Raw genomic sequence first — 25,186 nt, 5'->3', positions numbered from 1 at the left:
CTCAGCGGCCGGAGGTGATGCTCAGCCCTTTGAGCAGGCTCAGCGCCTGGGCCAACTGGTAATCATCATCCTGTGGCATCGGCTTGGCTTTCCCGCTGGAACCGGTCGGTTTGTCGGCGCCGCCGTTGCCATTGCCCAAGTGACCTTGCAGATCGGCTTCCTTGAAGTACTCGCCGTCCTGCTCGCTGGTGATCTTGGCCTTGCGCACTTCGATGTCCGGAACGATGCCCTGTGCCTGAATCGAGCGGCCGTTCGGCGTGTAGTACAGCGCTGTGGTGATCTTCAATGCGCGGTCGTTGTTCAGCGGCAGCACGGTTTGCACCGAACCTTTGCCGAAACTGGTGGTGCCCATGACCACTGCGCGTTTCTGATCCTGCAAGGCGCCGGCGACAATTTCCGAGGCCGACGCGCTGCCGCCGTTGATCAGGGCGACCATTGGCACGGCCTCGCTTTCGTCTTTGCCGGTGGCAGAGAAGCGCAGTTCGGAGTTGGCGATGCGGCCCTTGGTGTAGACGATCAGGCCCTTGGTGATGAAGTGGTCAACCACTTCCACCGCCGCTTGCAGCACGCCGCCCGGGTTGTTACGCAGGTCGAGGATGATGCCTTTGAGTTTCTTGCCGTTGTCTTTGCGCAGCTTGGCCAGGGCCTTGGAAACCTCTTCGCCGGTCTTGACCTGGAATTGGGTGATGCGGATGTAGCCGTAGCCGGACTCCAGCAGCTGGCTCTTCACGCTCTTCACTTGAATGACGGCGCGGGCCAGTGTTACGTCGAACGGTGTGCCGCCATCGCGCACCAGGGTCAGGGTGATTTTCTGGCCGATCTTGCCGCGCATCTTGTCGACGGCCTCGGTCATGCTTTGGCCGCGAGTCGGTTGGCCGTTGATCTTGACAATGAAGTCGCCCGCCTGGATGCCCGCTTTGGAGGCCGGGGTGTCATCGATCGGCGAAACCACCTTGATGAAACCGTCTTCGGCGCCCACTTCGATGCCCAGGCCGCCGAATTCGCCGCTGGTGCTTTCCTGCAATTCAGCGAAGTCTTCCGGGCCCAGGTAGGCGGAGTGCGGGTCAAGGTTGCTGAGCATGCCTTTGATGGCGTTTTCCAGCAGGGTCTTGTCGTCTACCGGTTCGACATAGGCGGCCTTGATCCGATCCATGACCTCGGCAAAGGTGCGCAACTCTTCCAGAGGCAACGGTGCCTTGGTGGTCGCAGCAGTGCCCGCAGGCGCGATAGCCGGGGCCGGTTGAGCGGCAAACGCCAGAGGCGCGCCGATCACCAGGGCGATCGTCAGGGCCAGCGAGGTAAGGCGAGACAAATGCAGCATGTCGAACGAACTCCTAATGTAGGTGACTCAACGCCTATCCTTGCGCGTGGCACCATTGCGCCGGATCACTCGGGTGACCCTGCTGACGAATAGCGAAATACAGCGCTGGTGTGTCCTGCCCGCCACTGTTGCCGACAGTGGAGATGGATTCACCGGCTTTTACCACGTCACCCGCAGACTTGAGCAGCGTCTGGTTGTGACCATAAAGACTCAAAAAACCGTTGCCGTGGTCGAGAATCACCAGCAGCCCGGCGCCGCGCAACCAGTCGGCAAACACCACGCGACCGCCATGTACGGCATGCACCTGGCTGCCTGCCGCAGCGCTGATCATCACGCCGTCCCACTTGGTGCGGGCGTCGTCGCCACGGGTTTCGCCAAAGCGTGCCAGCAGTCGACCATCAACGGGCCACGGAAGTTTTCCCCGGGTTGAAGCAAAAGGGCCACCGAACGTCTCGCCTGAACTTGAAACCAGCGCGCCAGGTGTCGGTTTAGCGGGTTTGCGTGGGGCGTCAGTGGCAGCGTCTGCTTCAGCCTGAGCCTCACGTAAACGCTTTTTTTCGGCTTCCTGCTGGGCGATCAGCGCTTTTTGCCGCGCCTCTTCTGCCTCACGGGCCTGGCGAGCCAAGGTTTCTTCAATAGTTTTAAGGACTTTAGACAGGTCTGCCTGATCCTGCTCGCGGGCGGCCAGTTTCTGATCGCGAGCCTTCACGTCTTCGTTCAGCTTGGCCAGGACTTGCTGGCGCTCCTGGCGGACTTTGTCGAGTTCGTCGCGCTGGCTGTCGAGACTGCTTTTTTGCACCAGCAACTGGGCCTGCTGCAGGGCGATGTCTTTTTCGACATTGGCCAGTTGGCGCAGGGTTTCGTTGAAGTTCTTCAGCTGTTCCAGGCGGGCCTGGCTCAGGTAGTCGTAATAAGTGAGGGTGCGGGCGAATTTTTCCGGGTTTTGCTGGTTGAGCAGCAGTTTCAAATACTCCTGACGGCCGTTCTGATAGGCCGCGCGGGCCTGAATGGCGATCAGTCGTTGCTGTTCAATGCGCGCGCTCTGGAGTTTTTTTTTCTCGGTATCGAGTCGCTGCAGCTCGGATTCGCTTTTCTTCAGCTCTTTTTGCAGGGTTTCGACCTGCTTCTCGAGATTGCCCATCTCGGTCTCGGTGCCTTTAAGGTCTTTCTGCACGCCGGACTTTTCTTGTTGCAGCTTGCCCAGCAGTTTCTTCAGCTCAGCAATGTCCTGACGCGTGGCGTCCAACTGTTGTTGGGTTTGCGCGCGCTCGTCAGCAAAGGCCGGTTGGAGCAGGCAAGTCAGAGCAAGGGCTATCAGGACGCGAAGCATAGAGGCGGGCGACACCAGGGAAAGGGACGGCCTAGTATGCCCGCCATGCGCCGCAAAAAAAACGCCCAATTGGGGTTGTGTGATAACCGGACGGAAAAACACCGCAAAACCAATGTGGGAGCGGGCTTGCTCGCGAATTCGGTGTGTCAGGCAACGTTGATGTCGACTGACACACCGCATTCGCGAGCAAGCCCGCTCCCACAGGGTTTTGGCGGTGTTTGAAGAGGCGGGTTACACCAGAATCGATGTCCCGGTCATTTCAGCCGGTTTCTCAAGGCCCATCAGCATCAGCATGGTCGGCGCAACATCCGCCAGCACGCCGCCATCACGCACCTTGAGGTCACGCTTGCCGACATAAATGAACGGCACCGGCTCGGTGGTGTGGGCGGTGTGGGCTTGGCCGGTGGATGCGTCGGACATCTGCTCGACGTTGCCATGGTCGGCAGTGATCAGGGCTTCGCCGCCGACTTTTTCCAGTGCATCGACGATGCGGCCGACGCACAGGTCCAGGCATTCAACGGCTTTCACCGCCGCGTCGAACACACCGCTGTGGCCGACCATGTCGCCGTTGGCGTAGTTAACGACGATCACGTCGTAACGCTGGTTTTCGATGGCGTCGACGATGCGGTCGGTGACTTCCGGCGCGCTCATTTCCGGCTTCAAGTCATAGGTGGCGACGTGTGGCGACGGGATCAGGATGCGCTCTTCGCCCGGGAAGGGTTCTTCACGACCGCCGGAGAAGAAGAAGGTGACGTGGGCGTATTTCTCGGTTTCGGCGATGCGCAGCTGGGTTTTGCCGTTTTTCGCCAGATAGTCGCCCAGCACGTTTTCCAGGCTGCCCGCCGCGAAAGCTGAAGGCGCGGGAATGCTGGCGGCGTATTGGGTCAACATGACGAAGCCGGCCAGTTTCGGCTGGCGAGCGCGTTCAAATTCCTTGAAATCGTTTTCAACAAAGACGCGGGTCAGCTCACGCGCACGGTCGGCGCGGAAGTTCATGAACACCACGGCGTCGCCGTCTTCGACTTTCACCGGTTCACCAATGGACGTGGCTTTGACGAACTCGTCGCTCTCGCCACGTTCGTAAGCGGCTTGCAGACCTTCCTGCGCAGTGGCGGCGTTGAATTCGCCATGGCCATCGACAATCAGGTTGTAGGCCTGGGCCACACGGTCCCAACGGTTGTCACGGTCCATGGCGAAGTAACGGCCGATGATGCTGGCGATCCGGCCCTTGCCGAGGGCCTGGAAGGTCGCGTCGAGCAATTCGATGGACGACTGCGCGCTTTTCGGCGGCGTGTCGCGGCCATCGAGGAAGGCGTGCAGGTAGATTTTCTCGGCACCGCGCTTGTAGGCCAGTTCGGCCATGGCGACCAGGTGGTCCTGGTGGCTGTGAACGCCGCCATCGGACAGCAGGCCCATGAAGTGCACGGCTTTGCCGGCAGCAACGGCTTTATCCACAGCCGCGCAAATGGTCGGGTTCTCGAAGAACTCGCCGTCGCGGATCGATTTGGTCACGCGCGTGAAGTCCTGATACACCACGCGGCCGGCACCGAGGTTCATATGGCCGACTTCGGAGTTGCCCATTTGGCCGTCCGGCAGGCCGACGTCCATGCCGCTGCCCGAAATCAGGCCGTTCGGCACGGTAGCCCACAAGCGGTCCAGCTCGGGCTTCTTGGCCGCAAGGATGGCGTTGGATTCAGGGCTCTCACTGTGACCGAAGCCGTCGAGAATGATCAGGACCAAAGGTTTAGGCGTGGTAGTCATGGATTCCACTCGTGGCTGAGTTAAAAGAGGGCGATGGAAAAGGGAGTGGCAGTTTAAAGCGAAGTTCCGGCCACGTCACCGCCGGACGGGGTTTGGCCCACCATAGTGGCTGTGTATACTGGCCGACATTTTAACGCCCTGGAACCTCCTTCGATGGTTGATCATCTGATTCAATTCGCCACCAACCACTACATTCTCGTGGGTATCTTCGTCGTACTGGCGGCTTTGCTGTTGGCCTATCAGATGCAAGGCGGTGGCCGCAGCCTGAGCACCGGTGAACTGACCGGCCTGGTCAACAAGGACGCGGGCGTTGTGGTCGACATCCGTCCGACCAAGGATTTCGCCGCCGGTCACATTGTCGGTGCGGTCAACATTCCTCACGACAAACTGGCTGCACGCGTCGGCGAACTGGAAAAGCACAAGGCCAAGACCATCATTCTGGTCGACGCCATGGGCCAGACTGCTGGTACTCATGCCCGCGAACTGATGAAGTCCGGCTTCACCGCCGCGAAGCTGTCCGGCGGTATCTCCAGCTGGAAAGGCGACAACCTGCCGCTGGTGAAGTGATATGAGCAACGTCGTCGTCTATTCCAGCGATTACTGCCCTTATTGCTCGCGAGCCAAGTATTTGCTCGAGAACAAAGGCGTAGCCTTCGAAGAGATCAAGGTCGATGGCAAGCCGCAGGTGCGCGCCGCCATGGCTCAGAAAGCCGGACGTACGTCCGTGCCGCAGATCTGGATCGGTGGCACCCACGTGGGTGGTTGTGATGATTTGTTTGCCCTTGACCGCGCCGGCAAGCTCGACGCGATGCTCAAGGCCTGAATGCCTTCCCTATAAGACCCCAAGATCAGAAAGGATCTGTGATGACTGACCAACAGAACACTGCAGCTAGCGAAGAAGAAACCGCACCGCAATTCTCCTTGCAGCGCATCTACGTACGTGACTTGTCCTTCGAAGCCCCGAAAAGCCCGGCGATCTTCCGCCAGCAGTGGGAACCGAGCGTCGGTCTGGATCTGAACACCCGTCAAAAGGCGTTGGAAGGTGACTTCCACGAGGTCGTGCTGACCTTGTCCGTGACCGTTAAGAACGGTGATAACGGAGAAGTGGCGTTCATCGCTGAAGTGCAACAGGCCGGGATCTTCCTGATCAAGAACCTGGACGACGCGTCGATGAGCCACACCCTCGGCGCGTTCTGCCCGAACATCCTGTTCCCGTATGCTCGCGAAACCCTGGATAGCCTGGTCACCCGTGGTTCGTTCCCGGCCCTGATGCTGGCTCCAGTGAACTTCGACGCGCTGTACGCACAAGAGCTGCAACGCATGCAGGCGGCTGGCGAGACTCCGACCGTCCAATAAAAGCATCGTTTGCTCCATGAAAAAAGCGCCTATGAAGGCGCTTTTTTCATGGAGCAAACGAAATCGCCGGATGCGCAATGATTCGCGGATCCCCTGTAGGAGCTGCCGCAGGCTGCGATCTTTTGATCTTGAAAATCAAAATCAAAAGATCGCAGCCTGCGGCAGCTCCTACAGGGATCGGGGTGTTATTTGAAGCCGAGCTGACGCCAGCCTTCGTACACCGCGACGGCTACGGTGTTCGACAGGTTCAGGCTACGGCAACCTTCGCGCATCGGTAGTCGCAGGCGTTGTTCGCCAGGCAAGGCATCGAGCACTTCCGCCGGCAGTCCTCGGCTTTCCGGGCCGAACAGGAACGCATCGCCCTCGGCGAAGCTAGCGTCGTGGAACGGTCGCGAGCCCTTGGTGGTGAAGGCGAACAGCCGAGGATGACCGAGGCTTTCCAGGCAGCTGGCGAGGTCGGCGTGGCGTTGCAGGGTGGCATACTCGTGGTAATCGAGGCCGGCCCGGCGCAGGCGCTTGTCGTCCATCTCGAAGCCCAGCGGCTCGATCAAATGCAGGTGGCAGCCACTGTTGGCGCACAGCCTGATAACGTTGCCGGTATTCGGCGGAATTTCTGGTTGAAAAAGGATGACGTGAAACATGCACGGCTCCGAAGGTAAAGATGACGGGCATTCTACGCCGCCAGTCGACCCGCGTTCGAAACTATTCCCGCGCGTGATCGGTTCGCTGGCGATTGTCGGCATGATGGTGGGGCTGATGATCGGTCGCCTGACCACGCCAGACCCCAGCGAATTGCAGCAAGTCGAGGTGACAAGCGATGGGCTGGTGGTGTGGTTCAACAACGAACCCAAGACTCACGGCGAGATCGTCGACGGCACGGTCGCGCTGCTGTTCGAGGCCGAAGGCAAGGCGCAGAAAGGGCAGCTCAAGCTCAACGACAAGGGCGTGAACTGGCGCGTGCGATTGAGTGATGGAGGGTTGTTGCTGACGGTGGTTGCGGCCCGACCACTGCAAGGCGAGTGGGCCGGTAGCGAGGTCGATGACCGCTGGCGGCTGGAGATCCATCTCCGAGAGCAATAAAAGAGGGAATCCCCGGCCTGCCTGTACCAAGGTTCCCAAAACGGGAGGGCTCGCGCATTGCGTCGTGAGCCCGGTGTAAAGAAGGAACCCCTGACCTGCCTGTATCAAGGGCCCCAAAACGGGGTGGGCTCGTCGCTTGTGCGGTATGAGCCCGGTGTAAAGAGGGGAATCCCCGGCCTGCCTGTACCAAGGTCCCCGAAACTGGGAAGTGAACTGAATCACTGAATGGACTATTGCAGGGGGCGTGCCAGGTTTTAACAGGTTGAAACAAAAAGCCGCCTCTAAACGTCGAAAGCCCCGTAATACGGGGCTTTCGTGTTTTTTCGATAGGGGTTCGATTGCGAACTCAGGCGAGTTTTCGAATCAGTTGCCGTGCGCGATTGCGGGTCACGGTGCATTGCTGCGGTGCACAGGCAAAAAAAGATCGCAGCCTTCGGCAGCTCCTACAAGGTATGTGTACACCTGTAGGAGCTGCCGAAGGCTGCGATCTTTTCGCTAACCGTTAGATTCTAAGAGGAGCTCAGCCTTCATCCCCCTCATCATCATCCCCACCATCAACCTTCATGCCCAATTCCTTGATCTTGCGAGTCAGGGTGTTACGCCCCCAGCCCAGCAAAACGGCGGCATCGCGGCGGCGACCGGCGGTGTGTTTAAGGGCGGTTTCGATCATGATCCGTTCGAAGGCCGGCACGGCGCTGTCGAGCAGGCTCGATTGGCCACGTGCCAAGGCTTGATCGGCCCACTGGCGCAGCGCTTGCTCCCAGTTGGTCACCGGCGCCGAATCCTGCGGCAGGCTCAGCAGCTCTGGCGGCAAGTCGCTGATGTGCACTTCACGACCCGAAGCCATCACCGTGATCCAGCGGCAGGTGTTCTCCAGCTGACGTACGTTGCCACCCCACGGCAGGTTCTTCAGGTATTCCTCGGTCTCGCTTTTCAGCAGCTTTGGTTCGACCGCCAGTTCCTGCGCGGCGCGGCTGAGGAAGTGCTTGGCCAGGGTCGGGATGTCTTCGCGACGGTCGGACAGACGTGGGATGTGGATGCGGATGACGTTCAGGCGATGGAACAAGTCTTCACGGAATTTCCCGGCCTGCACCAGGGTTTCCAGGTTCTGGTGAGTCGCGGCGATGATTCGCACATCGACCTTCACCGGCACATGGCCGCCAACCCGGTAAAACTCGCCGTCCGCCAACACCCGCAGCAAACGGGTTTGGGTGTCTGCTGGCATGTCACCGATTTCGTCGAGGAACAGCGTGCCGCCATCGGCCTGTTCAAAGCGACCGCGACGCAGGTTGGCGGCGCCGGTGAACGCGCCTTTTTCATGGCCGAACAGCTCGGATTCCATCAGGTCTTTCGGGATCGCCGCCATGTTCAACGCGATGAATGGCGAAGCCGCGCGAGGGCTGTGACGGTGCAGTGCGTGAGCCACCAGCTCTTTGCCGGTCCCGGATTCGCCGTTGATCAGCACGGTGATGTTGGAGTGGCTCAAGCGCCCGATGGCGCGAAATACTTCCTGCATCGCCGGGGCTTCGCCGATGATTTCCGGCGTACGGGTCAGGGCGACCGGGACTTCGAGGCCTTGCTGTTCCTGAGCGTGCTGGTTGGCGCGCTTGACCAGCGACACCGCTTCATCGACATCGAACGGTTTGGGCAGGTATTCAAATGCGCCGCCCTGATAGGACGCGACAGCGCTGTCCAGATCGGAGTGAGCGGTCATGATGATGACAGGCAGCCGTGGGTGTTGTTCGCGAATCCGCGCCAGAAGGTCCAGGCCGCTGGCACCCGGCATACGGATGTCGGAGATGATCACGTCTGGCTGCTGGCGCGCCAGGCGGCTCATCACGCCATCGGCGCTGTCGAAGCTTTGCGTGGTCATGCCCTCTTGTTGCAAGGCTTTTTCCAGGACCCAACGGATAGAACGGTCGTCATCGACGATCCACACGGTTTCACTACGGCTCATGTCGATGTGGCTCCTTGTTCCAGTGGCAGAAAGATCGAGAAGGTGGTGTGGCCTGGGTGGCTGTCACATTCGATCAAACCCTGGTGCTGGCTGATGATGTTCTGGGTAATGGCCAGGCCGAGCCCGGTACCGTCCGGGCGACCGCTGACCATGGGAAAGAAGATGGTTTCCTGCAGGTCTGCGGGAATGCCGGGACCGTTGTCGATGATTTCGATCTTGGTCACCAGGCGATGGCGCACGTGGCCGATGGTGAACTGGCGCATGGCGCGGGTGCGCAAACTGATGCGGCCCAGGCGCAGCTCGTTCTGGCTGCTGATGGCCTGCATCGCGTTGCGCACGATGTTCAGGACGGCCTGAATCATCTGCTCGCGGTCGATCAGGACGTCGGGAATGCTCGGGTCGTAGTCGCGCACCAGTGTGATGCAGCCTTGGCTTTCCGCCTCGACAAGATGGCAGACGCGTTCCAGCACTTCGTGGACGTTGCACATGGCCAGCGACGGCAATTTGTTGGAACCGAGCATGCGATCCACCAGATTGCGCAGGCGATCGGCTTCTTCAATGATGACGTTGGTGTAGTCGCGCAGGCTTTCTTCCGGCAGCTCTCGCGCCAGCAGTTGTGCGGCACCGCGAATCCCGCCGAGCGGATTCTTGATTTCGTGAGCAAGGCCGCGGACCAGCATCTTGCTGGTTTCCTGCTTCGACAACTGCGCCTCTTCCTTGGTGATCCGCAGCAAGCGGTCCCGAGGGTGGACTTCCAGCAGCAGCATGGTCGCGCCGCTGGCCAGGATGGGCGTTACCGCATAGTCGACGGTCAGCGTCTGGCCGGTGAGTGCGGTGAGCATGGCTTCCCGTTTGGTGAACGGATGGGCCTGCTCGACGGCCTGGCGCAAGGAATTCAGCGCCTCGGCGGATTCGGTGAACAACTCACTGATGAACTGCCCATGGCTACGCTGACCGCTAATGGCCAGAAGCATCTCCGCCGCCGGGTTCATGTACTCGAGGCGCAGTTCGGCATCGAGCAAAATGGTGGCGGTGGTCAGGTTGTCGAGTAGCAAACGGTGTAGTGCGTCGCTAATGGTCATCAGGACCTCTTTTGGAGCGGAGCGTGCGCAAAAAACACGCGCTGATACGAGGAAAATGCAAAAACCAAACCAAGGCTCCGAAAAGAAGCGTTTAAGGCCTGAAACGGGCGTTTGACGCTCATTTGCGTGGCGTTCTGCCAGCTTTCGCGGGTACTTTCGAACCAAAATGGGCTGGGATGTGGGAATTGGTGCAGCTCATGCACCAATATAGAGCGCAAACCTGAACGAGGTTAAATAAACCGCAGGAAGGGTTTTTTAATCTTTGGGTTTGTCTTTGAGGGGGCATTCCGGCCGTCGGCCGTAATCACCGAGGGTGCAGGGCATGACCTGGCGCTTCTGCGCGAGGGATATGCGCAGCATGTGGAAAGGCTGATTGGCGGTGCGTTCGACGGTGCGGCCCTGCTCGTCGAGGATCTCCACAGCCAGGTGATGGCTGCCTCGGTCGATATTGCTCAGGGCGAACACGGGGCTTGGGCCGGGTTCTGCAGTCGGTTGGCCGTCGAGCAGCAAGCGGTAACGATGACTGCGTTGCAGGCCTGGCTCGCTGGTGACGCTAACGATCAATTCGCCAGCGCTGCTGCGAACGGTGGCGTCGGGCGCTGGCGCCAGCACTCTTAGCATGTCGTAGTGGAACAGTGGATTTGTTTCAATTTTCTTCCCGGCAACGACCGGCGGTGCGCCGGTGGGGTTGGCGGACATGCGATTGCCGGGTGTCATCGGCACACGCTTGGCGTTGCCGGCACCGGGTTGGTCGGTGAAGACGCGGTTACCCTGGGCATCGACATAAGTGAAGACTTCGGCCATGGCGGGCAAGGTGATGAAGCACACGAGCAGCAGCCACACCTTCATGGCTTATGCACCCGTTGTACGGTGAAGGTCACGGTCGGACTCTGCTGGACGATGGTTTCCCCGTCGATCACCTGTACCGCGAGGCTGTGTTCGCCGCGATCAATGTTGACCAGCTGCAGGATCGGCACGTTACTCGGCTGTCCGTACGGCTGATCGTCCAGCCACAGCCTGAATAGATGCGGGCCTTGCAGGCGGGGTTTGATCAGTACGTTGACGGTGAAGGTGCCATTGTTGGCGCGCAGGGCTTCGGTGGTGGGCAAATTGGTCAGCTCCAGCACCTCGTACGCTTTTGAAGGCTGTTCGCTGCTGCTGGCTTCGGTGGGTGGCGCAGGAGGGGCCTGGCGTTCAACGCTATTAAGCGGCGGCAACTCGACCGGTTGTGCCTTCACCCCGTCAGGTGGTTGATTGCTGTAGGCCGTATTGCCGTCGGCGTCGGTGTACTTATAGATCTGCGCTGCGGCGGGCAGGGTGATGAGCAGCCACATCAATAGAAAACCACGACCCATAAAATCGACCGGAAGCGAGAGCGTTGGGTTGCAGCATAGGTCAGGGGTGGCGGTTGACCCAAGTTGCAAAAATTTGGATATAGAAAGCAAGATCAAAAGATCGCAGCCTTCGGCAGCTCCTACACTGGATCGGCGTGCCCCTGTAGGAGCTGCCGAAGGCTGCGATCTCTTGATCTTGCCCACAAAAAAGGCCTCCCGAAGGAGGCCTCTTTTTTGTCACGCCGCGTGCGCAGGCGCTACCGGATTAGCAGCTGTAGTACAGCTCGTATTCCAGTGGGTGTACGAAGGTGCGTACCTTGATTTCTTCTTCGCTTTTCAGGGCGATGTAAGCGTCGATGAAGTCGTCGCTGAAAACGCCGCCTTTGGTCAGGAACGCGCGACCTTTGTCCAGCTCTTCCAGGGCTTCTTTCAGGCTGCCGCAAACTTGTGGGATCTCTTTCGCCTCTTCAGGCGGCAGGTCGTACAGGTTTTTGTCAGCTGCGTCGCCAGGGTGGGTCTTGTTCTGGATGCCGTCCAGGCCAGCCATTACCAGGGCAGCGAAGGCCAGGTACGGGTTGGCTGCCGGATCCGGGAAGCGGGCTTCGATACGGCGAGCGCGAGGGCTGGACACGTAAGGAATACGGATCGAAGCAGAACGGTTACGAGCCGAGTAGGCCAGCATTACCGGTGCTTCGAAACCTGGGACCAGACGCTTGTAGGAGTTGGTCGACGGGTTGGTGAAGCCGTTCAGGGCCTTACCGTGCTTGATGATGCCGCCGATGAAGAACAGGGCGGTATCGGACAGGCCGGCATAGCCTTCGCCAGCGAAGGTGTTCTTGCCATCTTTAGCGATGGACAGGTGAACGTGCATACCCGAACCGTTGTCGCCGTACAGAGGCTTAGGCATGAAGGTCGCGGTGCGGCCGTATGCATCAGCAACGTTGTGTACGCAGTACTTCAGGGTCTGTACTTCGTCAGCCTTGGCCACCAGGGTGTTGAATTTCACACCGATTTCGTTCTGGCCAGCAGTTGCCACTTCGTGGTGGTGAACTTCGATGACCAGGCCCATTTCTTCCATGGCGTTGCACATGGAGGTACGGATTTCGTGGTCGTGGTCGAACGGCGGAACAGGGAAGTAGCCGCCTTTGACGCCTGGACGGTGGCCACGGTTGCCGCCTTCCACGTCCTGGTCGGACATCCACGAACCTTGTTCGGAGTAGATTTTGAACATCGAACCGGAGATGTCGGACTTGAACTTCACTTCGTCGAAGATGAAGAATTCTGGCTCTGGACCTACGAATACGGTGTCGCCGATACCAGTCGACTTCAGGTATTCCTCGGCACGCTTGGCGATCGCACGTGGGTCACGGTCGTAGCCTTGCATGGTCGAAGGCTCGATCACGTCGCAAACCAGGATCAGGGTCGGCTCTTCGGTGAACGGGTCGAGGACGGCAGTGCTGTCGTCCGGCATCAGGATCATGTCGGAGGCTTCGATGCCTTTCCAGCCAGCGATGGAGGAGCCGTCGAACATTTTGCCTTCTTCGAAGAAAGCGTCATCCAGCGCGTCGCGAGCCGGCATGGTCACGTGGTGCTGAGTGCCCTTGGTGTCTGTGAAGCGCAGATCAATCCACTTGACGTCATGATCTTTGATGAGTTGAACCGACTTCGACATAGTGTCCTCCGGGTGGCTTCGGGCTTAAGTAGTGGATGCCCTTAGAATGTGGGTGATGCCGGCGCGAATACTCTGCCAAGGCAACCTGCCTCACAAGGGAGCAAATTGCATGCCAGTGCCCCACCATGGGTTTTTTGCCCCAATATCACGCTTATAAAGGCATCCGACGTCTTAAAGCTAGAAATATCGCCCTACAATGTTGCGTTAAAATTCAAGAATGACCTGTTTTGGTGCGCGCAAAACCTTCTGCACATTAACTGGTTAAACCTTGAGCAATTTCCGCTATAATCCGCGCCCCCCTTTTTCGGCTGGCCCAGCGCGCGCTGTTTTCATGAAACTAATCGTAAAAGTCTTCCCCGAGATCACCATCAAGAGCCGCCCGGTACGGATGCGTTTCATCCGCCAATTGGCCAAAAACATCCGCACCGTGCTCCGCGATCTGGACCCGGCCGTGGTGGTGAACGGTGTGTGGGACAATCTCGAGCTGGAAACCCGCGTCAGCGAGCCCAAGGCCCTGAAGGAGATGACCGAGCGCCTGAGCTGCATGCCGGGCATCGCGCATTTTCTGCAAGTCGATGAATACCCGTTGGGTGACTTCGACGACATCGTCGCCAAGTGCAAGCAGCACTTCGGTGATTCGCTGGCCGGGAAGATTTTTTCGGTGCGCTGCAAGCGTGCCGGCAAGCATGAATTCAGCTCGATGGACGTCGAGAAATACGTCGGCAGCCAACTGCGTCGTCAGTGCGGCGCCGCCGGAATCTCGCTGAAAGAGCCGGAAATCGAAGTTCGCATCGAAATTCGCGACAAACGGTTGTTCGTGATCCACAGCCAGCACAACAGCATCGGTGGTTATCCGCTGGGCGCACTGGAACAGACGCTTGTGCTGATGTCTGGCGGCTTCGATTCCACCGTGGCTGCCTACCAGATCATGCGCCGCGGCCTGATGAGCCATTTCTGCTTCTTTAATCTGGGCGGACGTGCCCATGAATTGGGCGTTATGGAAGTCGCGCATTTCATCTGGAAGAAGTACGGCAGCTCCCAACGCGTGTTATTTGTCAGTGTGCCGTTCGAGGAAGTACTGGGAGAAATTCTCGGGAAAGTCGATAACAGTCATATGGGTGTAGTTTTGAAGCGTATGATGTTGCGCGCTGCTTCCCGTATTGCTGATCGACTCGACATCGAGGCGCTGGTCACCGGTGAAGCGATTTCCCAGGTTTCCAGCCAGACGCTGCCGAACCTGTCCGTGATCGACTGCGTGACCGACAAGCTGGTTTTGCGTCCGCTGATCGCCAGTCACAAGCAGGACATCATCGACCTGGCTAACGAAATCGGCACTGCCGACTTCGCCAAGCACATGCCGGAGTACTGCGGGGTCATCTCGGTGAACCCCAAGACCCACGCCAAGCGACCGCGCGTGGAGCATGAAGAGAAAGAATTCGACATGGCGGTACTCGAGCGTGCGCTCGAGAACGCCAAACTGGTACCGATCGATCGTGTCATCGATGAATTGGGCCAGGATGTGCAGATTGAAGAAGTCAGCGAAGCGCTGGCCGGTCAGATCATCATCGACATCCGTCACCCGGATGCCGCTGAAGACGACCCGCTGAGCCTGGCTGGTATCGAGGTACAAACGATGCCCTTCTATGCATTGAACGCTCGTTTCAAGGAACTGGACCCTACTCGCCAGTACCTGTTGTATTGCGACAAAGGCGTGATGAGTCGCCTGCATGCCCACCATTTGCTCAGTGAGGGGCATGCCAATGTGCGCGTTTATCGACCGAGCTAAGTGCCCGGGGCTGTTTGCCTGTGGCCTGCGTCACCGGCCCCCCGACGCCGCCGTCAAGCTGTAACGGCTTTGCCGGACTCTACTGTTAATCGCTGCCAAGACTTGTCAGCACACCGAATCCTCTGATCGAGATACACAAGTGATCGAAAATCTACGCAACATCGCCATCATTGCTCACGTTGACCATGGTAAAACCACCCTGGTAGACAAACTCTTGCGTCAATCCGGCACCCTGGAGCGCAACGAGCTCAACGACGAGCGCGTGATGGACTCCAACGACCAGGAGAAAGAGCGCGGTATTACCATTCTGGCGAAAAACACCGCCATCAACTGGAACGGCTACCACATCAACATCGTGGACACCCCGGGCCACGCCGACTTCGGCGGCGAAGTTGAACGCGTAATGTCGATGGTTGACTCCGTTCTGCTGCTGGTTGACGCTCAAGACGGCCCTATGCCGCAAACCCGTTTCGTGACCAAGAAGGCTTTCGAAGCCGGCCTGCGTCCAATCGTGGTCATCAACAAGGTTGACCGTCCAGGCGCACGTCCGGACTGGGTTCTGGACCAGATCTTCGACCTGTTCGACAACCTCGGTGCTACCGAAGAACAGCTGGACTTCAAAGTCGTCTACGCCTCGGCCCTGAACGGCATTGCCGGTCTGGAACACACCGACATGGCTGAAGACATGACCCCGCTGTACCAGTCGATCGTCGACAACGTACCGGCGCCGAAAGTCGACCGTGACGGTCCGTTCCAGATGCAAATCTCGGCACTGGACTACAACAGCTTCCTGGGCATCATCGGCGTTGGCCGTATCGCTCGTGGTCGCGTCAAGCCGAACACCCAGGTTGTGGCGATCGATGCCGACGGCAAGCGCCGTAACGGCCGTATCCTGAAGCTGATGGGTCACCACGGTCTGCACCGCATCGACGTTGAAGAAGCAGCTGCCGGCGACATCGTCTGCATCAGCGGCTTCGATTCGCTGTTCATCTCCGACACTCTGTGCGACCCACTGAACGTCGAAGCGATGAAGCCGCTGACCGTTGACGAACCAACCGTTTCGATGACCTTCCAGGTTAACGACTCGCCGTTCTGCGGCCGTGAAGGCAAGTTCGTCACCAGCCGTAACATCAAGGAACGTCTGGACAAAGAATTGCTCTACAACGTTGCCCTGCGCGTTGAAGAAGGCGACACCGCCGACAAGTTCAAAGTCTCCGGCCGTGGTGAGCTGCACCTCTCGGTACTGATCGAAACCATGCGTCGCGAAGGCTTCGAAATGGGTGTTGGTCGTCCGGAAGTGATCATCCGCATGGTTGACGGCGTCAAGCACGAACCGTACGAAAACGTGACCATCGACCTGCCGGAAGAATCGCAAGGTTCGATCATGGAACAGATCGGTATCCGTAAAGGCGACCTGACCAACATGGTTCCGGATGGCAAGGGCCGTGTGCGCCTTGAGTACAACATCCCGGCTCGTGGCTTGATCGGTTTCCGTAACGAGTTCCTGACCCTGACCTCCGGTGCAGGCATCCTGACCTCGATCTTCGACCGTTACGACGTGATGAAGTCCGGCGACATGTCCGGCCGTCAGAACGGCGTGCTGGTTTCGGTGGCTACCGGTAAGGCGCTGACTTACTCGCTGGAAACCCTGCAAGCTCGCGGCAAACTGTTCCTGGGTCACGGTGAAGACGTGTACGAAGGCCAAATCGTCGGCATCAACAGCCGCGACAACGACCTGGGCGTCAACCCAACCAAAGGCAAGAAGCTCGACAACATGCGTGCTTCGGGTAAAGACGAAACCATCGCTCTGGTTCCGCCTATCCGCTTCACCCTGGAGCAGGCTCTGGAATTCGTTCAAGAAGACGAATTGTGCGAAGTCACTCCTAAGTCCATCCGTCTTCGTAAGAAGATCCTGGGCGAAAGCGAGCGTACCCGCGCTGCCAAGAAGTCCGGTAACTAAGTTATTTAGTTAGCTGGCAAAAAAATGCCCCCGACCGCAAGGTCGGGGGCGTTTTTGTTTGTCTGGATACAAAATCAAAAGATCGCAGCCTTCGGCAGCTCCTACAGGTTTATGTGTACGCCTGTAGGAGCTGCCAAAGGCTGCGATCTTTTGGGGTTTAAAATTTCTCGAGGGTCCGACGGCTACTGCTGGTCTCACGCGCCACTTCTTTGGGCTTGTAAGCGCAATACCCCGGCCGTGGGCCGATTTTCGGGTGGTTACGGCAGGTATCCGGGCGCTTTTCATAAATAGTGCACAGACGGCTCTTACGATCCAGGTACAGGCAATCGTTGTTGCTCATGCGCTGGAGGGTGAAAATCTCGGATTTCTGGTTGTAACGTTCGACGATCCCTTCCTTCTGCAAACGCTTGGCGATGTTCTTCGGCGGCTCGCCGCGCTCGAATTCATCGACGATGCCGATACGGATCAGATCCTTGATCTTGACCTCGACCGGCAAGGTGCAGCAGCTGGACACGCAGGAGCCGCACATCGGGGCGGAATACTTGGCCCAGGTGTCGAGGCGATCGATCTCTGCGGCAGCGATCAGGTTGGACTTCATCATCGGTTGTTACCAGCGTGTGCATCAGGGCGCGCGATCATACCGGGACTGGTGGATTTTTGAACAACCTTTCGCCAGATTTTTTCGAGTGTCGCCCAGAAATACCCGTATTGCGGCACGAGGCCTGCATTCTTTACAGTGCGCGACAAGGTAATGTCGACCTATCTCACACTAACGGGAAAAACTGCCGAACCAGACTCCCAATGGCCTGTCACACCGTCTAGGCTCAACTACTTCACGCTCGCTCGAGGTCCTATCGATGACTCAAGAACCACTTGTTCGCGAAGCAGAGGTGGCCGCATTTCGCGACGCCGTCTTGACCAAACTCACCTACGCGGTGGGTAAAGACCCGGATCACGCCTTCGACCACGACTGGTTCGAAGCCATTGCCCTGGCCGCGCGGGATCATATGGTCGAGCACTGGATGGATCACACCCGGCAGATTTACCGCAAGGGTCAGAAGCGCGTTTACTACCTCTCGCTGGAATTTCTGATTGGCCGGCTGCTCTACGACAGCCTCAGCAACCTGGGTTTGCTCGATGTGGCCCGCGAGGCCCTGACCGAACTCGGCGTCGATCTTGAACGCATTCGCCTGCTGGAACCCGACGCGGCGCTGGGTAACGGTGGCCTTGGCCGCTTGGCCGCGTGCTTCATGGAAAGCATGTCGACGCTCGGCATCGCCGGCCACGGTTACGGCATTCGTTATGAGCATGGCTTGTTCCGTCAGGCCATTGTCGACGGCTGGCAGCAGGAACAAACCGAACACTGGCTGGATTTTGGTAACCCTTGGGAATTTGAACGCCCAGAAGTCGTTTACCCGATCGGCTTCGGCGGCAGCGTTGAAACCGTCACTGACGACACCGGCAAGTCCAAGCAAGTGTGGACCCCAGTGGAAACCGTGCGCGCGATTGCTTATGACACGCCGGTGGTCGGCTGGCGTGGGGCAAGCGTCAACACGCTGCGTCTGTGGCGCGCACGGGCCATGGAAGACTTGCACCTGGAACGCTTCAACGCCGGCGACCACTTGGGGGCCGTGGCGGAAGTGGCCCGGGCCGAAAGTATCTCCCGCGTGCTTTACCCGGCCGACAGCACCGAAGCCGGCCAGGAACTGCGCCTGCGTCAGGAATACTTCTTCGTCGCCGCGTCCTTGCAGGACTTGCTGCGCCGTCATCGCAACATGCACACCTCGGTCCTGACCCTGGGCGATCACGCGGCCATCCAGCTCAACGACACTCACCCCTCGATTGCCGTGGCCGAACTGATGCGCCAGCTGGTCGACGTGTATGACGTGGCGTGGGACGCGGCGTGGCAGGTCACCGTCGACACGCTGTCCTACACCAACCACACATTGCTGCCGGAAGCGCTTGAAACCTGGCCGGTCGGGTTGATGGAGCGGATGCTGCCGCGGCACATGCAGATCATTTACCTGATCAACGCCCAGCACATCGATTCCCTGCGGGCCAAAGGCATTCACGATTTCGACGTGCTGCGCGCCGTGTCGCTGATCGAGGAAGACAACGGCCGTCGCGTGCGTATGGGCAACCTCGCGTTCCTCGGCTCCCACAGCGTCAACGGCGTGTCCGGGCTGCACACGCAGCTGATGCGCAAAACCGTGTTCTCCGAGCTGCACAAACTCTACCCGGACCGGATCAACAACAAGACCAACGGCATCACGTTCCGCCGCTGGCTCTACCAGGCCAACCCCGAGCTGACGGCGATGATGGTCGACGCCTTGGGGCCTGAGCTGCTGGACAGCGCAGAAACACGCTTGCTCGAACTGGAACCGTTCGCCGAGAAGTCTGCTTTCCGCAAAGCGTTCGCGGAACAGCGGCTGCACAACAAAAAAGCCCTCGCGTACATCATTCACGAGCGGCTGGGGGTCGCGGTCAACCCGGCGGCGATGTTCGACGTGCAGGTCAAACGGATCCACGAATACAAACGGCAACTGCTTAACCTGATGCACACCGTAGCGTTGTATCAGGCGATTCGCGCCGAGCCGGAAATCGACTGGGTACCGCGGGTGAAGATCTTCGCCGGCAAGGCCGCCGCCAGTTATCACCAGGCCAAGCTGATCATCAAACTGACCAACGACATCGCTCGGGTGGTGAACAACGACCCGACCGTGCGCGGTTTGCTGAAAGTGGTGTTCCTGCCCAACTACAACGTCAGCCTGGCGGAGAGCATCATTCCGGCGGCGGACTTGTCCGAGCAGATTTCCACCGCAGGCTTTGAAGCGTCGGGCACCAGTAACATGAAGTTCGGCCTCAACGGCGCACTGACCATCGGCACCCTGGACGGGGCTAACGTGGAAATGTGCGAGCGTATCGGCGCCGAGCACATGTTTATCTTCGGTCTCAGTGCTCAGCAGGTTGAAGCGCGTAAGCAGAACCATGAGTTCAACGCGACGCCGGACATTGCCGCCTCCCATCGCCTCAATGACGTGTTGCAAGCGATTCGCGGCGGGGTGTTTTCGCCGGATGAACCGTCCCGTTACGTGGGCTTGATCGATTCGCTGATCGACTACGACCGCTTCCTGGTCTGCGCCGATTTCGATTCCTACTGGGACGCGCAGATGCGCGTTGAAGCGCATTGGCACGATTCTCAAGCGTGGTGGCGTTCGGCAGTCTTGAGCACGGCGCGGATGGGCTGGTTCTCCTCCGACCGGACCATTCGTGAGTACGCCACTGATATCTGGAAGGCGCTGGAGTAAGTCTTCGCTCGGCTAAAAAGATCGCAGCCTTCGGCAGCTCCTACAGGATCGCGTAATTCCGCGCTTTTGGAGGAGCTGCCGAAGGCTGCGATCTTTTTGATGCCGGCTGCGCTAGTCTTCCGGGATTAGCCAATGCGCTTAGGGATATCGACCATGCAATGGATGTTCATGCTGATTGGACTGGTGCTGGGCTGGCTACTCGACGAGTCGTTCAGCGATGCGCTGTTGGGCGCGCTGCTCGGGTTGGGTATTGGCCAGGCCATTCGCATCGGCCGCTTGGGGTCTCAAACGGCCGAGCAGCGCGGGCTACTTGAACAGGCGCAAGTGGCGCTGAAGGCGCTCGAAGAGCGTCTGGCTTTGCTGGAGGTGTCTGGCGTCAAACGGCCTGAAGCTGGCGAACCGCTTGCCAGCGACCTCGCCCCGGCCCCTGAATTCACACTTGGCGAAATTCCTGTCGAGCCGCCGGAGCTGATCTGGGAACTCCCTCCCGAACTCGAACCGATGGCTGCTGCGTCCATGCAAACCCGGCCACTGCCCGTCGATGCCTGGAAACCGGAACCGGTTACCCGTGAAGCGCGACAACCCGCCACCCCGCGCGGCCCCAACGTCATCGAACGCGGCATCAGCGGCGCTCGCGCCTGGCTGTTTGGCGGTAATACGGTGTTGCGGGTCGGCGTGGTGCTGTTGTTCCTCGGTTTGGCGTTCCTGCTGCGTTACGCCACTGAAGGCATGGTGGTGCCCATCGAATTGCGTTATGCCGGTGTTGCGGCGGCGGCATTGGGCCTTCTCGGGCTGGGATGGTGGCTCAGAACGCGTAATAGCAATTACGCGTTGATGCTGCAAGGCACCGGCATCGCCGTGTTGTACCTGACGGTGTTTGCAGCGATGCGCCTGCACCCGTTGCTCGACCCGACCGCCGCCCTGGGCTTGTTGGTGGCCGTGACCGTGTTTTCCGCCATTCTGGCAATCACTCAGGATTCCCTGGCCTTGGCCTGTGCTGCCGCGTTGGGCGGTTTCGCCGCCCCCATCCTGACCTCCACCGGCGCTGGCAACCACATCGCACTCTTCAGCTACTTCGCCTTGCTCAACGCCGGCATCCTCGCGATTGCGTGGTTCAAGGCCTGGCGGCTGCTGAACCTGATCGGTTTTGCCGGCACCTTCGGCATCGGTTTCGCCTGGGGCCTGCGTTCTTACACGCCGGAACTGCTATGGAGCACCGAGCCGTTCCTGATTGTGTTCTTCTTGATGTACCTGGCTATCGGCCTGCTGTTTGCCCGACGCAAGTTGCTGGAAATGAGCGACGCGCCCGAGGATGACAGTCGTGATGCGTTGCTGCACTGGTCGGCGCGCAAGGGCGATTACGTCGACGGCACGATGCTGTTTGGTCCACCGCTGGTGGGCTTCGGTTTGCAGTTTGCGCTGGTCCAGCATCTGGAGTTCGCGGCAGCCTTCAGCGCGCTGGCGCTGGGCATGATCTACATGGGGCTGGCGCGACTGCTGATGGGCGGTCGAGCGTTGCTGCTGGCGGAGACCTGTCTGGCGCTGGGCGTGATCTTCGCCAGCCTGGCGATCCCGTTGGGACTCGACGCACGGTGGACCGCCGCTGCCTGGGCCGTGGAGGGCGCGGGGATTTTCTGGCTCGGGCTGCGTCAACAACGACCGCTGGCCCGAGCCTTTGCCTTGTTGCTGCAACTGGGCTCGGCGCTGGCGTTTCTCAGTGAGCTGCGGACCGGGGAAAGCAGCCTGCTGGACGGCGCGCCGTTGGGTGCGTTAATGCTCGGCGTGGCGTTGCTGTTCAGCTTCTATCAATTGCGTAAAGCCTTGCCCGGGCAGACCTTGGAATGGGAGCGTAAAGGGCTGCCGGTGTTGGCCTGCCTCGGTCTGACGTTCCTTTATCTGCTGGCGCCGTTGTTCTTCTTTATTCAGGGCACGACGATCAGTTGGGCGTTGGCGGGGTTGGCGACGCTGTTTGTCGGCCTGCGCCTGCAATCGCGCACGTTCCTGTTCACCGCGTTTGCCGTGCAGTTGTTGGGCGGGGCGTTGTTCCTGCTGCGGCTACAAGGTTCGAGCGGTGAGTCTGCGGCTGTGTTCAGTGCGGGTTGGAGCGGGCTGTTGAGCGCGTCGCTGATCGGTCTGGCGTTGATCGCCGGCATGCTGTTGGCGGCTCGCGATGAGATGGTTCGCAGTGACGTTCGACTGTTGCGCGGCTTGTCGGTGGTGTTGCTCGCCGGTCTGGTGCTGATCAATTTGGCGGTGCTGTTTGTCTTGCCTTGGCAAACCGCGAGCGCGGTGTGGGCGGCCAGTGGTCTGTTCATCATCTGGCTAAGCCTGTATTTGAAGCAACGTGTGAGTTTTGTTTTCGGCCTGTTGTTGCAGGTGATTGGCGGCGCAGCGTTCATGCTGGCCGGCCCGGATCTATTAGGCCCGTTGGCCAGCGAAGGTTTGAAACCGCTGGCGCACAGCGGATTCTGGACGCCGCTGGTGCTGGGCTTGGCCGCGCTGGTTGGGGCCTGGCGCTTGCAGCTCGGCAACCACGCATCGGCCTTCGATGCGCTGAGCTTGCAGCGTTTGTCCGAAGTGCTGCTGGTGTGGGGCGCGGGTTGGTGGGCGTTGGCGTGGGTCAGTGAAGTGCTGCGTTTTGCGCCAGTGAATCTGCATGCGACGTTGTTGCTGGCGACTGTGGCCGTCAGCGTGGCGCTGTGGACCGTGTTGGCATTGCGCCTGAAATGGTCGTCGCTTGGCTTGCTTTGCACCTTGCTGATCCCCGCGGCCGGCGTGGTGTTACTCGCCGCTTGGCACGCGCGTTATCACCCGGCCGCCCAGTTCGGTTGGCTGGCCTGGGCGGCGGTGTTCGTCGTGCATTTCACCTCTTTGCGACGTCTGGCGCCGATGTTGCCGGAGCGTGCGCTGAGCGCCGCTCATGTGTTGGGTTGCTGGCTGTTGTTGGGTGTGTTGGCGCTGGAGCTGCGCTACGGCCTGCTGTTGCTGTCCGAGCAGTACAATGCCTGGCGCTGGTTGGGTTGGGCGATCCTGCCGAGTCTTTATCTGGTGCTGATGGCTGCACCTCGCCGCTGGCCGTGGCCGGTGTCAGCCTATTCGCGCGAATACCGGCTGTACGCCGCCGCGCCTCTGGCAGTGCTGATGCTCGGCTGGTTCTGGCTGGCGAACATCGTCAGCGACGGCACCGCCGAGCCGTTGCCTTACGTGCCGCTGATCAATCCACTGGAGTTGGGCCTGCTGTTTGCGCTGTTCGGCGTCTACGTCTGGTCCCGCAGCGCAATCACACACCTGTCGTTTCGCAAGGACTACGCCGAATACGCCACGCAACTGATTGCCGGGGTTTCGCTGTTTATCTTTTTCACCGCGCTGGTGATGCGCACGGCTCACCATTGGAGCGGCGTGCCCTTCGAGCTGCGAGCGTTGCTCGAGTCCATGCTGGTACAGGCCGGTCTATCGATCGTCTGGACCTTGATGGCCCTGGGTCTGATGATCGGCGGCCATCTGCGCCATCGCCGCGAGGTCTGGCTGATCGGCGCGGCGTTGATCGGGGTGGTGGTGGCCAAACTGTTCTTTGTCGAATTGAGTAATCGCGGCGGGCTGGCGCGGATCGTGTCGTTTATCGGCGTGGGTGTGTTGTTACTGGTGGTGGGCTATTTCGCTCCGTTGCCGCCCAAGCGCGCCGACGCTACGCCGGATCCTGAAAAACCGGCCCCGGAAACCGAAGGAGTGTCGTCTTGAGTCAGAAGTTGAACCTGGGCTGGTTGGGCGCTGTGGCGTTGGGTGTGGCGTTGTCGGCCGGCGCTCAGGATAAACCGGCGGACTTCGCCACGCAGGTGCCGTTGACCGTGAGCGGTGAAGGCCCGTGGTATCGCCTTGAATTGCCATTGAGCGTGCAACTGAATGCGCGGCAGACCGACCTGAGCGATGTGCGTGTATTCAACGCCGCCGGTGACGCCCAAGCTTACGCGTTGGCTCGAGAACCGGCGCCAACCCGCGAAAATCGCACCCTGACCGACGTAAAGTGGTTCCCATTGTTTAATTCGGCGGACTCCACTGAGCGCGCACCCAGCGTGCGCGTGCAATCGAGCGCTAACGGCACGCTGGTGGAGGTGCAGCCATCCAGTCAGCTGGAGGCGGGAGAAGAGGTTCTGCGTGGCTGGTTGCTTGATGCCAGCAGCATTAAGGCGCCCTTGCGACAGTTGATCCTCGACTGGACCAGCGAGCGCGACGGCTTCCAGCGTTTCAGCATCGAAGCCAGCGACGACTTGCAGCACTGGCAATCGTGGGGCGAAGGCCAGGTGGCGCGGTTGTCGTTCGCCGACGAACGGGTCGAGCAACATGAAGTCAGCCTGCCGGGGCAATCGGCGCGCTATGTGCGCTTGCTGTGGAGCACGCCACAATCGGCACCGACGCTGACCTCGGCGCAGCTGGAAAGCGCAAGTCCCCGCAGCCTGCCGCTGCCTTTGGTCTGGTCGCAGCCATTGGCCGGCAGTCGCGTGAAGGCCGGCGAATACACTTGGCAGTTGCCGATGGGGCTGAACGTCGAGCGCTTGCAGGTCGAGCTGAGTCAGCCCAACAGTCTGGCGCCGGTGACGTTGTCGGGTCGTCGAGAAAGCAGCTTGCCGTGGCAGCCGCTGAGCAGCGGGTTGCTCTATCGCCTGACCCAGAATGGCCAGGACGTGGTGCAGAACGAATTGCCGCTGTCGGGGCAAACCGTGCAGCAGTTGAAGCTGACGGTGGATGATCGCGGCGGTGGCCTGGGTGCCGAGGCGCCGACGGTTCGGTTCGCGGTGCGTTCGACCCAAGTGGTGTTCCTGGCGCGTGGCCCTGGGCCCTACACGCTGGCGCTGGGGAGTGCGACGGTGAAGGCGGCGAGCCTGCCATTGTCGACGTTGATTCCGGATTACAGCGCTGCCAGGTTAGCCACATTGGGCAAGGCGACGGTCGAGAGTGGGACGGTAGTGACACCGGCCTCGACGGCGACGACGGCTGCGATGCCTGATACGAACTGGAAGAAGTTCGGGTTGTGGGCGGTGCTGTTGCTGAGCGTTTTGTGCCTGGCGGCGATGGCGTTCAGTCTGCTGCGTAAACCCCCGGCTAAATCCTGAGAAAAGCTGGCGCTGCGCGCCATTCGCGAGCAAGCCCGCTCCCACACTAGACCGAGTTGATGGCCAAGCATGTGGTCAAATGTGGGAGCGGGCTTGCTCGCGAAGGCGGTCTATCAGACAAAGAAAAATCA

The 25,186-nt window shown here is 59.7% G+C and carries 18 protein-coding genes and 1 pseudogene; 9 read left to right on the top strand and 10 right to left on the bottom strand.

The genetic code is table 11. The features are described 5' to 3' along the window. Position 1: 1 nt before the first annotated feature. From JFU37_RS11105 to gpmI, 3 genes are all read right to left on the bottom strand, one after another. Entirely contained in the window at positions 2-1,321 is a 1,320-nt protein-coding gene (locus JFU37_RS11105; protein WP_201115342.1) for a S41 family peptidase, read from the bottom strand. Between the two features lie 34 nt (positions 1,322-1,355). Next, positions 1,356-2,651, bottom strand: a complete 1,296-nt coding sequence (locus JFU37_RS11100; RefSeq protein WP_201115341.1) for a murein hydrolase activator EnvC family protein — start codon at positions 2,649-2,651, stop codon at positions 1,356-1,358. 231 nt (positions 2,652-2,882) lie between these two features. After that, complete coding sequence (gene gpmI / locus JFU37_RS11095; protein ID WP_201115340.1) at positions 2,883-4,412, bottom strand: 2,3-bisphosphoglycerate-independent phosphoglycerate mutase; 1,530 nt, start codon at positions 4,410-4,412, stop codon at positions 2,883-2,885. A 153-nt stretch (positions 4,413-4,565) separates the two neighbouring features. On the opposite strand from gpmI, the gene JFU37_RS11090 reads away from it, so the two are divergent. The 3 genes from JFU37_RS11090 to secB are packed head-to-tail and all read left to right on the top strand — an operon-like array spanning position 4,566 to position 5,768. After that, positions 4,566-4,979, top strand: coding sequence for a rhodanese-like domain-containing protein (locus tag JFU37_RS11090; RefSeq protein WP_201115339.1), 414 nt, complete (start codon positions 4,566-4,568; stop codon positions 4,977-4,979). Position 4,980: 1 nt separating this feature from the next. Continuing rightward, positions 4,981-5,235 carry a glutaredoxin 3 gene (grxC, locus tag JFU37_RS11085; protein WP_201115338.1) on the top strand — a complete coding sequence of 85 codons (255 nt, stop codon included), beginning with the start codon at positions 4,981-4,983 and terminating at the stop codon, positions 5,233-5,235. A 41-nt stretch (positions 5,236-5,276) separates the two neighbouring features. Next, positions 5,277-5,768, top strand: a complete 492-nt coding sequence (gene secB / locus JFU37_RS11080; protein ID WP_201115337.1) for a protein-export chaperone SecB — start codon at positions 5,277-5,279, stop codon at positions 5,766-5,768. Between the two features lie 185 nt (positions 5,769-5,953). On the opposite strand, the gene JFU37_RS11075 is transcribed toward secB, so the two are convergent. Further along, positions 5,954-6,409 (bottom strand): tRNA (cytidine(34)-2'-O)-methyltransferase, encoded by a 456-nt coding sequence (locus JFU37_RS11075; protein ID WP_007949025.1) that lies wholly within the window; start codon positions 6,407-6,409, stop codon positions 5,954-5,956. Between JFU37_RS11075 and JFU37_RS11070 the strand changes: the two genes are divergently transcribed. Then, the gene (locus JFU37_RS11070; protein WP_201115336.1) at positions 6,408-6,848 is read left to right on the top strand and encodes a hypothetical protein; all 441 of its coding nucleotides are present in this window, start codon (positions 6,408-6,410) and stop codon (positions 6,846-6,848) included. The two genes, JFU37_RS11075 and JFU37_RS11070, sit on opposite strands and share 2 nt — an antisense overlap. 520 nt (positions 6,849-7,368) lie before the next feature. Here the strand turns inward: JFU37_RS11070 and ntrC are convergent. From ntrC to glnA, 5 genes and pseudogenes are all read right to left on the bottom strand, one after another. Beyond that, a complete protein-coding gene (ntrC, locus tag JFU37_RS11065) occupies positions 7,369-8,805 on the bottom strand; it encodes a nitrogen regulation protein NR(I) (RefSeq protein ID WP_201115335.1) in 1,437 nt (478 codons plus the stop codon). Continuing rightward, positions 8,802-9,887: a nitrogen regulation protein NR(II) gene (gene glnL, locus JFU37_RS11060; protein ID WP_201115334.1), complete on the bottom strand. Its 1,086-nt coding sequence runs from the start codon at positions 9,885-9,887 to the stop codon at positions 8,802-8,804. Before glnL ends, ntrC begins: the two co-directional genes overlap by 4 nt. Positions 9,888-10,117: 230 nt before the next feature. Further along, positions 10,118-10,736: pseudogene (locus JFU37_RS11055) on the bottom strand (DUF4124 domain-containing protein). Further along, positions 10,733-11,242, bottom strand: coding sequence for a DUF4124 domain-containing protein (locus tag JFU37_RS11050; RefSeq protein WP_201115332.1), 510 nt, complete (start codon positions 11,240-11,242; stop codon positions 10,733-10,735). Before JFU37_RS11050 ends, JFU37_RS11055 begins: the two are co-directional and overlap by 4 nt. Before the next feature lie 244 nt (positions 11,243-11,486). Beyond that, positions 11,487-12,893: a glutamate--ammonia ligase gene (gene glnA / locus JFU37_RS11045; protein WP_201115331.1), complete on the bottom strand. Its 1,407-nt coding sequence runs from the start codon at positions 12,891-12,893 to the stop codon at positions 11,487-11,489. Between the two features lie 331 nt (positions 12,894-13,224). Between glnA and thiI the strand changes: the two genes are divergently transcribed. Both thiI and typA read left to right on the top strand, forming a co-directional pair. Beyond that, complete coding sequence (thiI, locus tag JFU37_RS11040) at positions 13,225-14,679, top strand: tRNA uracil 4-sulfurtransferase ThiI (protein WP_201115330.1); 1,455 nt, start codon at positions 13,225-13,227, stop codon at positions 14,677-14,679. 139 nt (positions 14,680-14,818) lie between these two features. Beyond that, positions 14,819-16,639: a translational GTPase TypA gene (typA, locus tag JFU37_RS11035; RefSeq protein WP_201115329.1), complete on the top strand. Its 1,821-nt coding sequence runs from the start codon at positions 14,819-14,821 to the stop codon at positions 16,637-16,639. Positions 16,640-16,796: 157 nt separating this feature from the next. On the opposite strand, the gene JFU37_RS11030 is transcribed toward typA, so the two are convergent. After that, entirely contained in the window at positions 16,797-17,240 is a 444-nt protein-coding gene (locus tag JFU37_RS11030; protein WP_201115328.1) for a YkgJ family cysteine cluster protein, read from the bottom strand. A gap of 256 nt (positions 17,241-17,496) precedes the next feature. Between JFU37_RS11030 and JFU37_RS11025 the strand changes: the two genes are divergently transcribed. The 3 genes from JFU37_RS11025 (at position 17,497) to JFU37_RS11015 (ending at position 25,055) form a co-directional block, all read left to right on the top strand. Beyond that, positions 17,497-19,947 carry a glycogen/starch/alpha-glucan phosphorylase gene (locus JFU37_RS11025; protein WP_201115327.1) on the top strand — a complete coding sequence of 817 codons (2,451 nt, stop codon included), beginning with the start codon at positions 17,497-17,499 and terminating at the stop codon, positions 19,945-19,947. Between the two features lie 153 nt (positions 19,948-20,100). Beyond that, positions 20,101-23,685, top strand: coding sequence for a DUF2339 domain-containing protein (locus tag JFU37_RS11020; protein ID WP_201115326.1), 3,585 nt, complete (start codon positions 20,101-20,103; stop codon positions 23,683-23,685). Next, positions 23,682-25,055, top strand: coding sequence for a DUF3999 domain-containing protein (locus tag JFU37_RS11015; RefSeq protein ID WP_201115325.1), 1,374 nt, complete (start codon positions 23,682-23,684; stop codon positions 25,053-25,055). The genes JFU37_RS11020 and JFU37_RS11015 overlap by 4 nt, the downstream gene beginning before the upstream one ends. Positions 25,056-25,186: the final 131 nt, after the last annotated feature.

The sequence above is a fragment of the Pseudomonas sp. TH41 genome (assembly GCF_016650695.1).
Taxonomy (GTDB): Bacteria; Pseudomonadota; Gammaproteobacteria; order Pseudomonadales; family Pseudomonadaceae; genus Aquipseudomonas.
The sequence above is the reverse complement of the archived record's forward strand: the minus strand, read 5'-3'. Positions and strand labels throughout refer to the sequence as shown.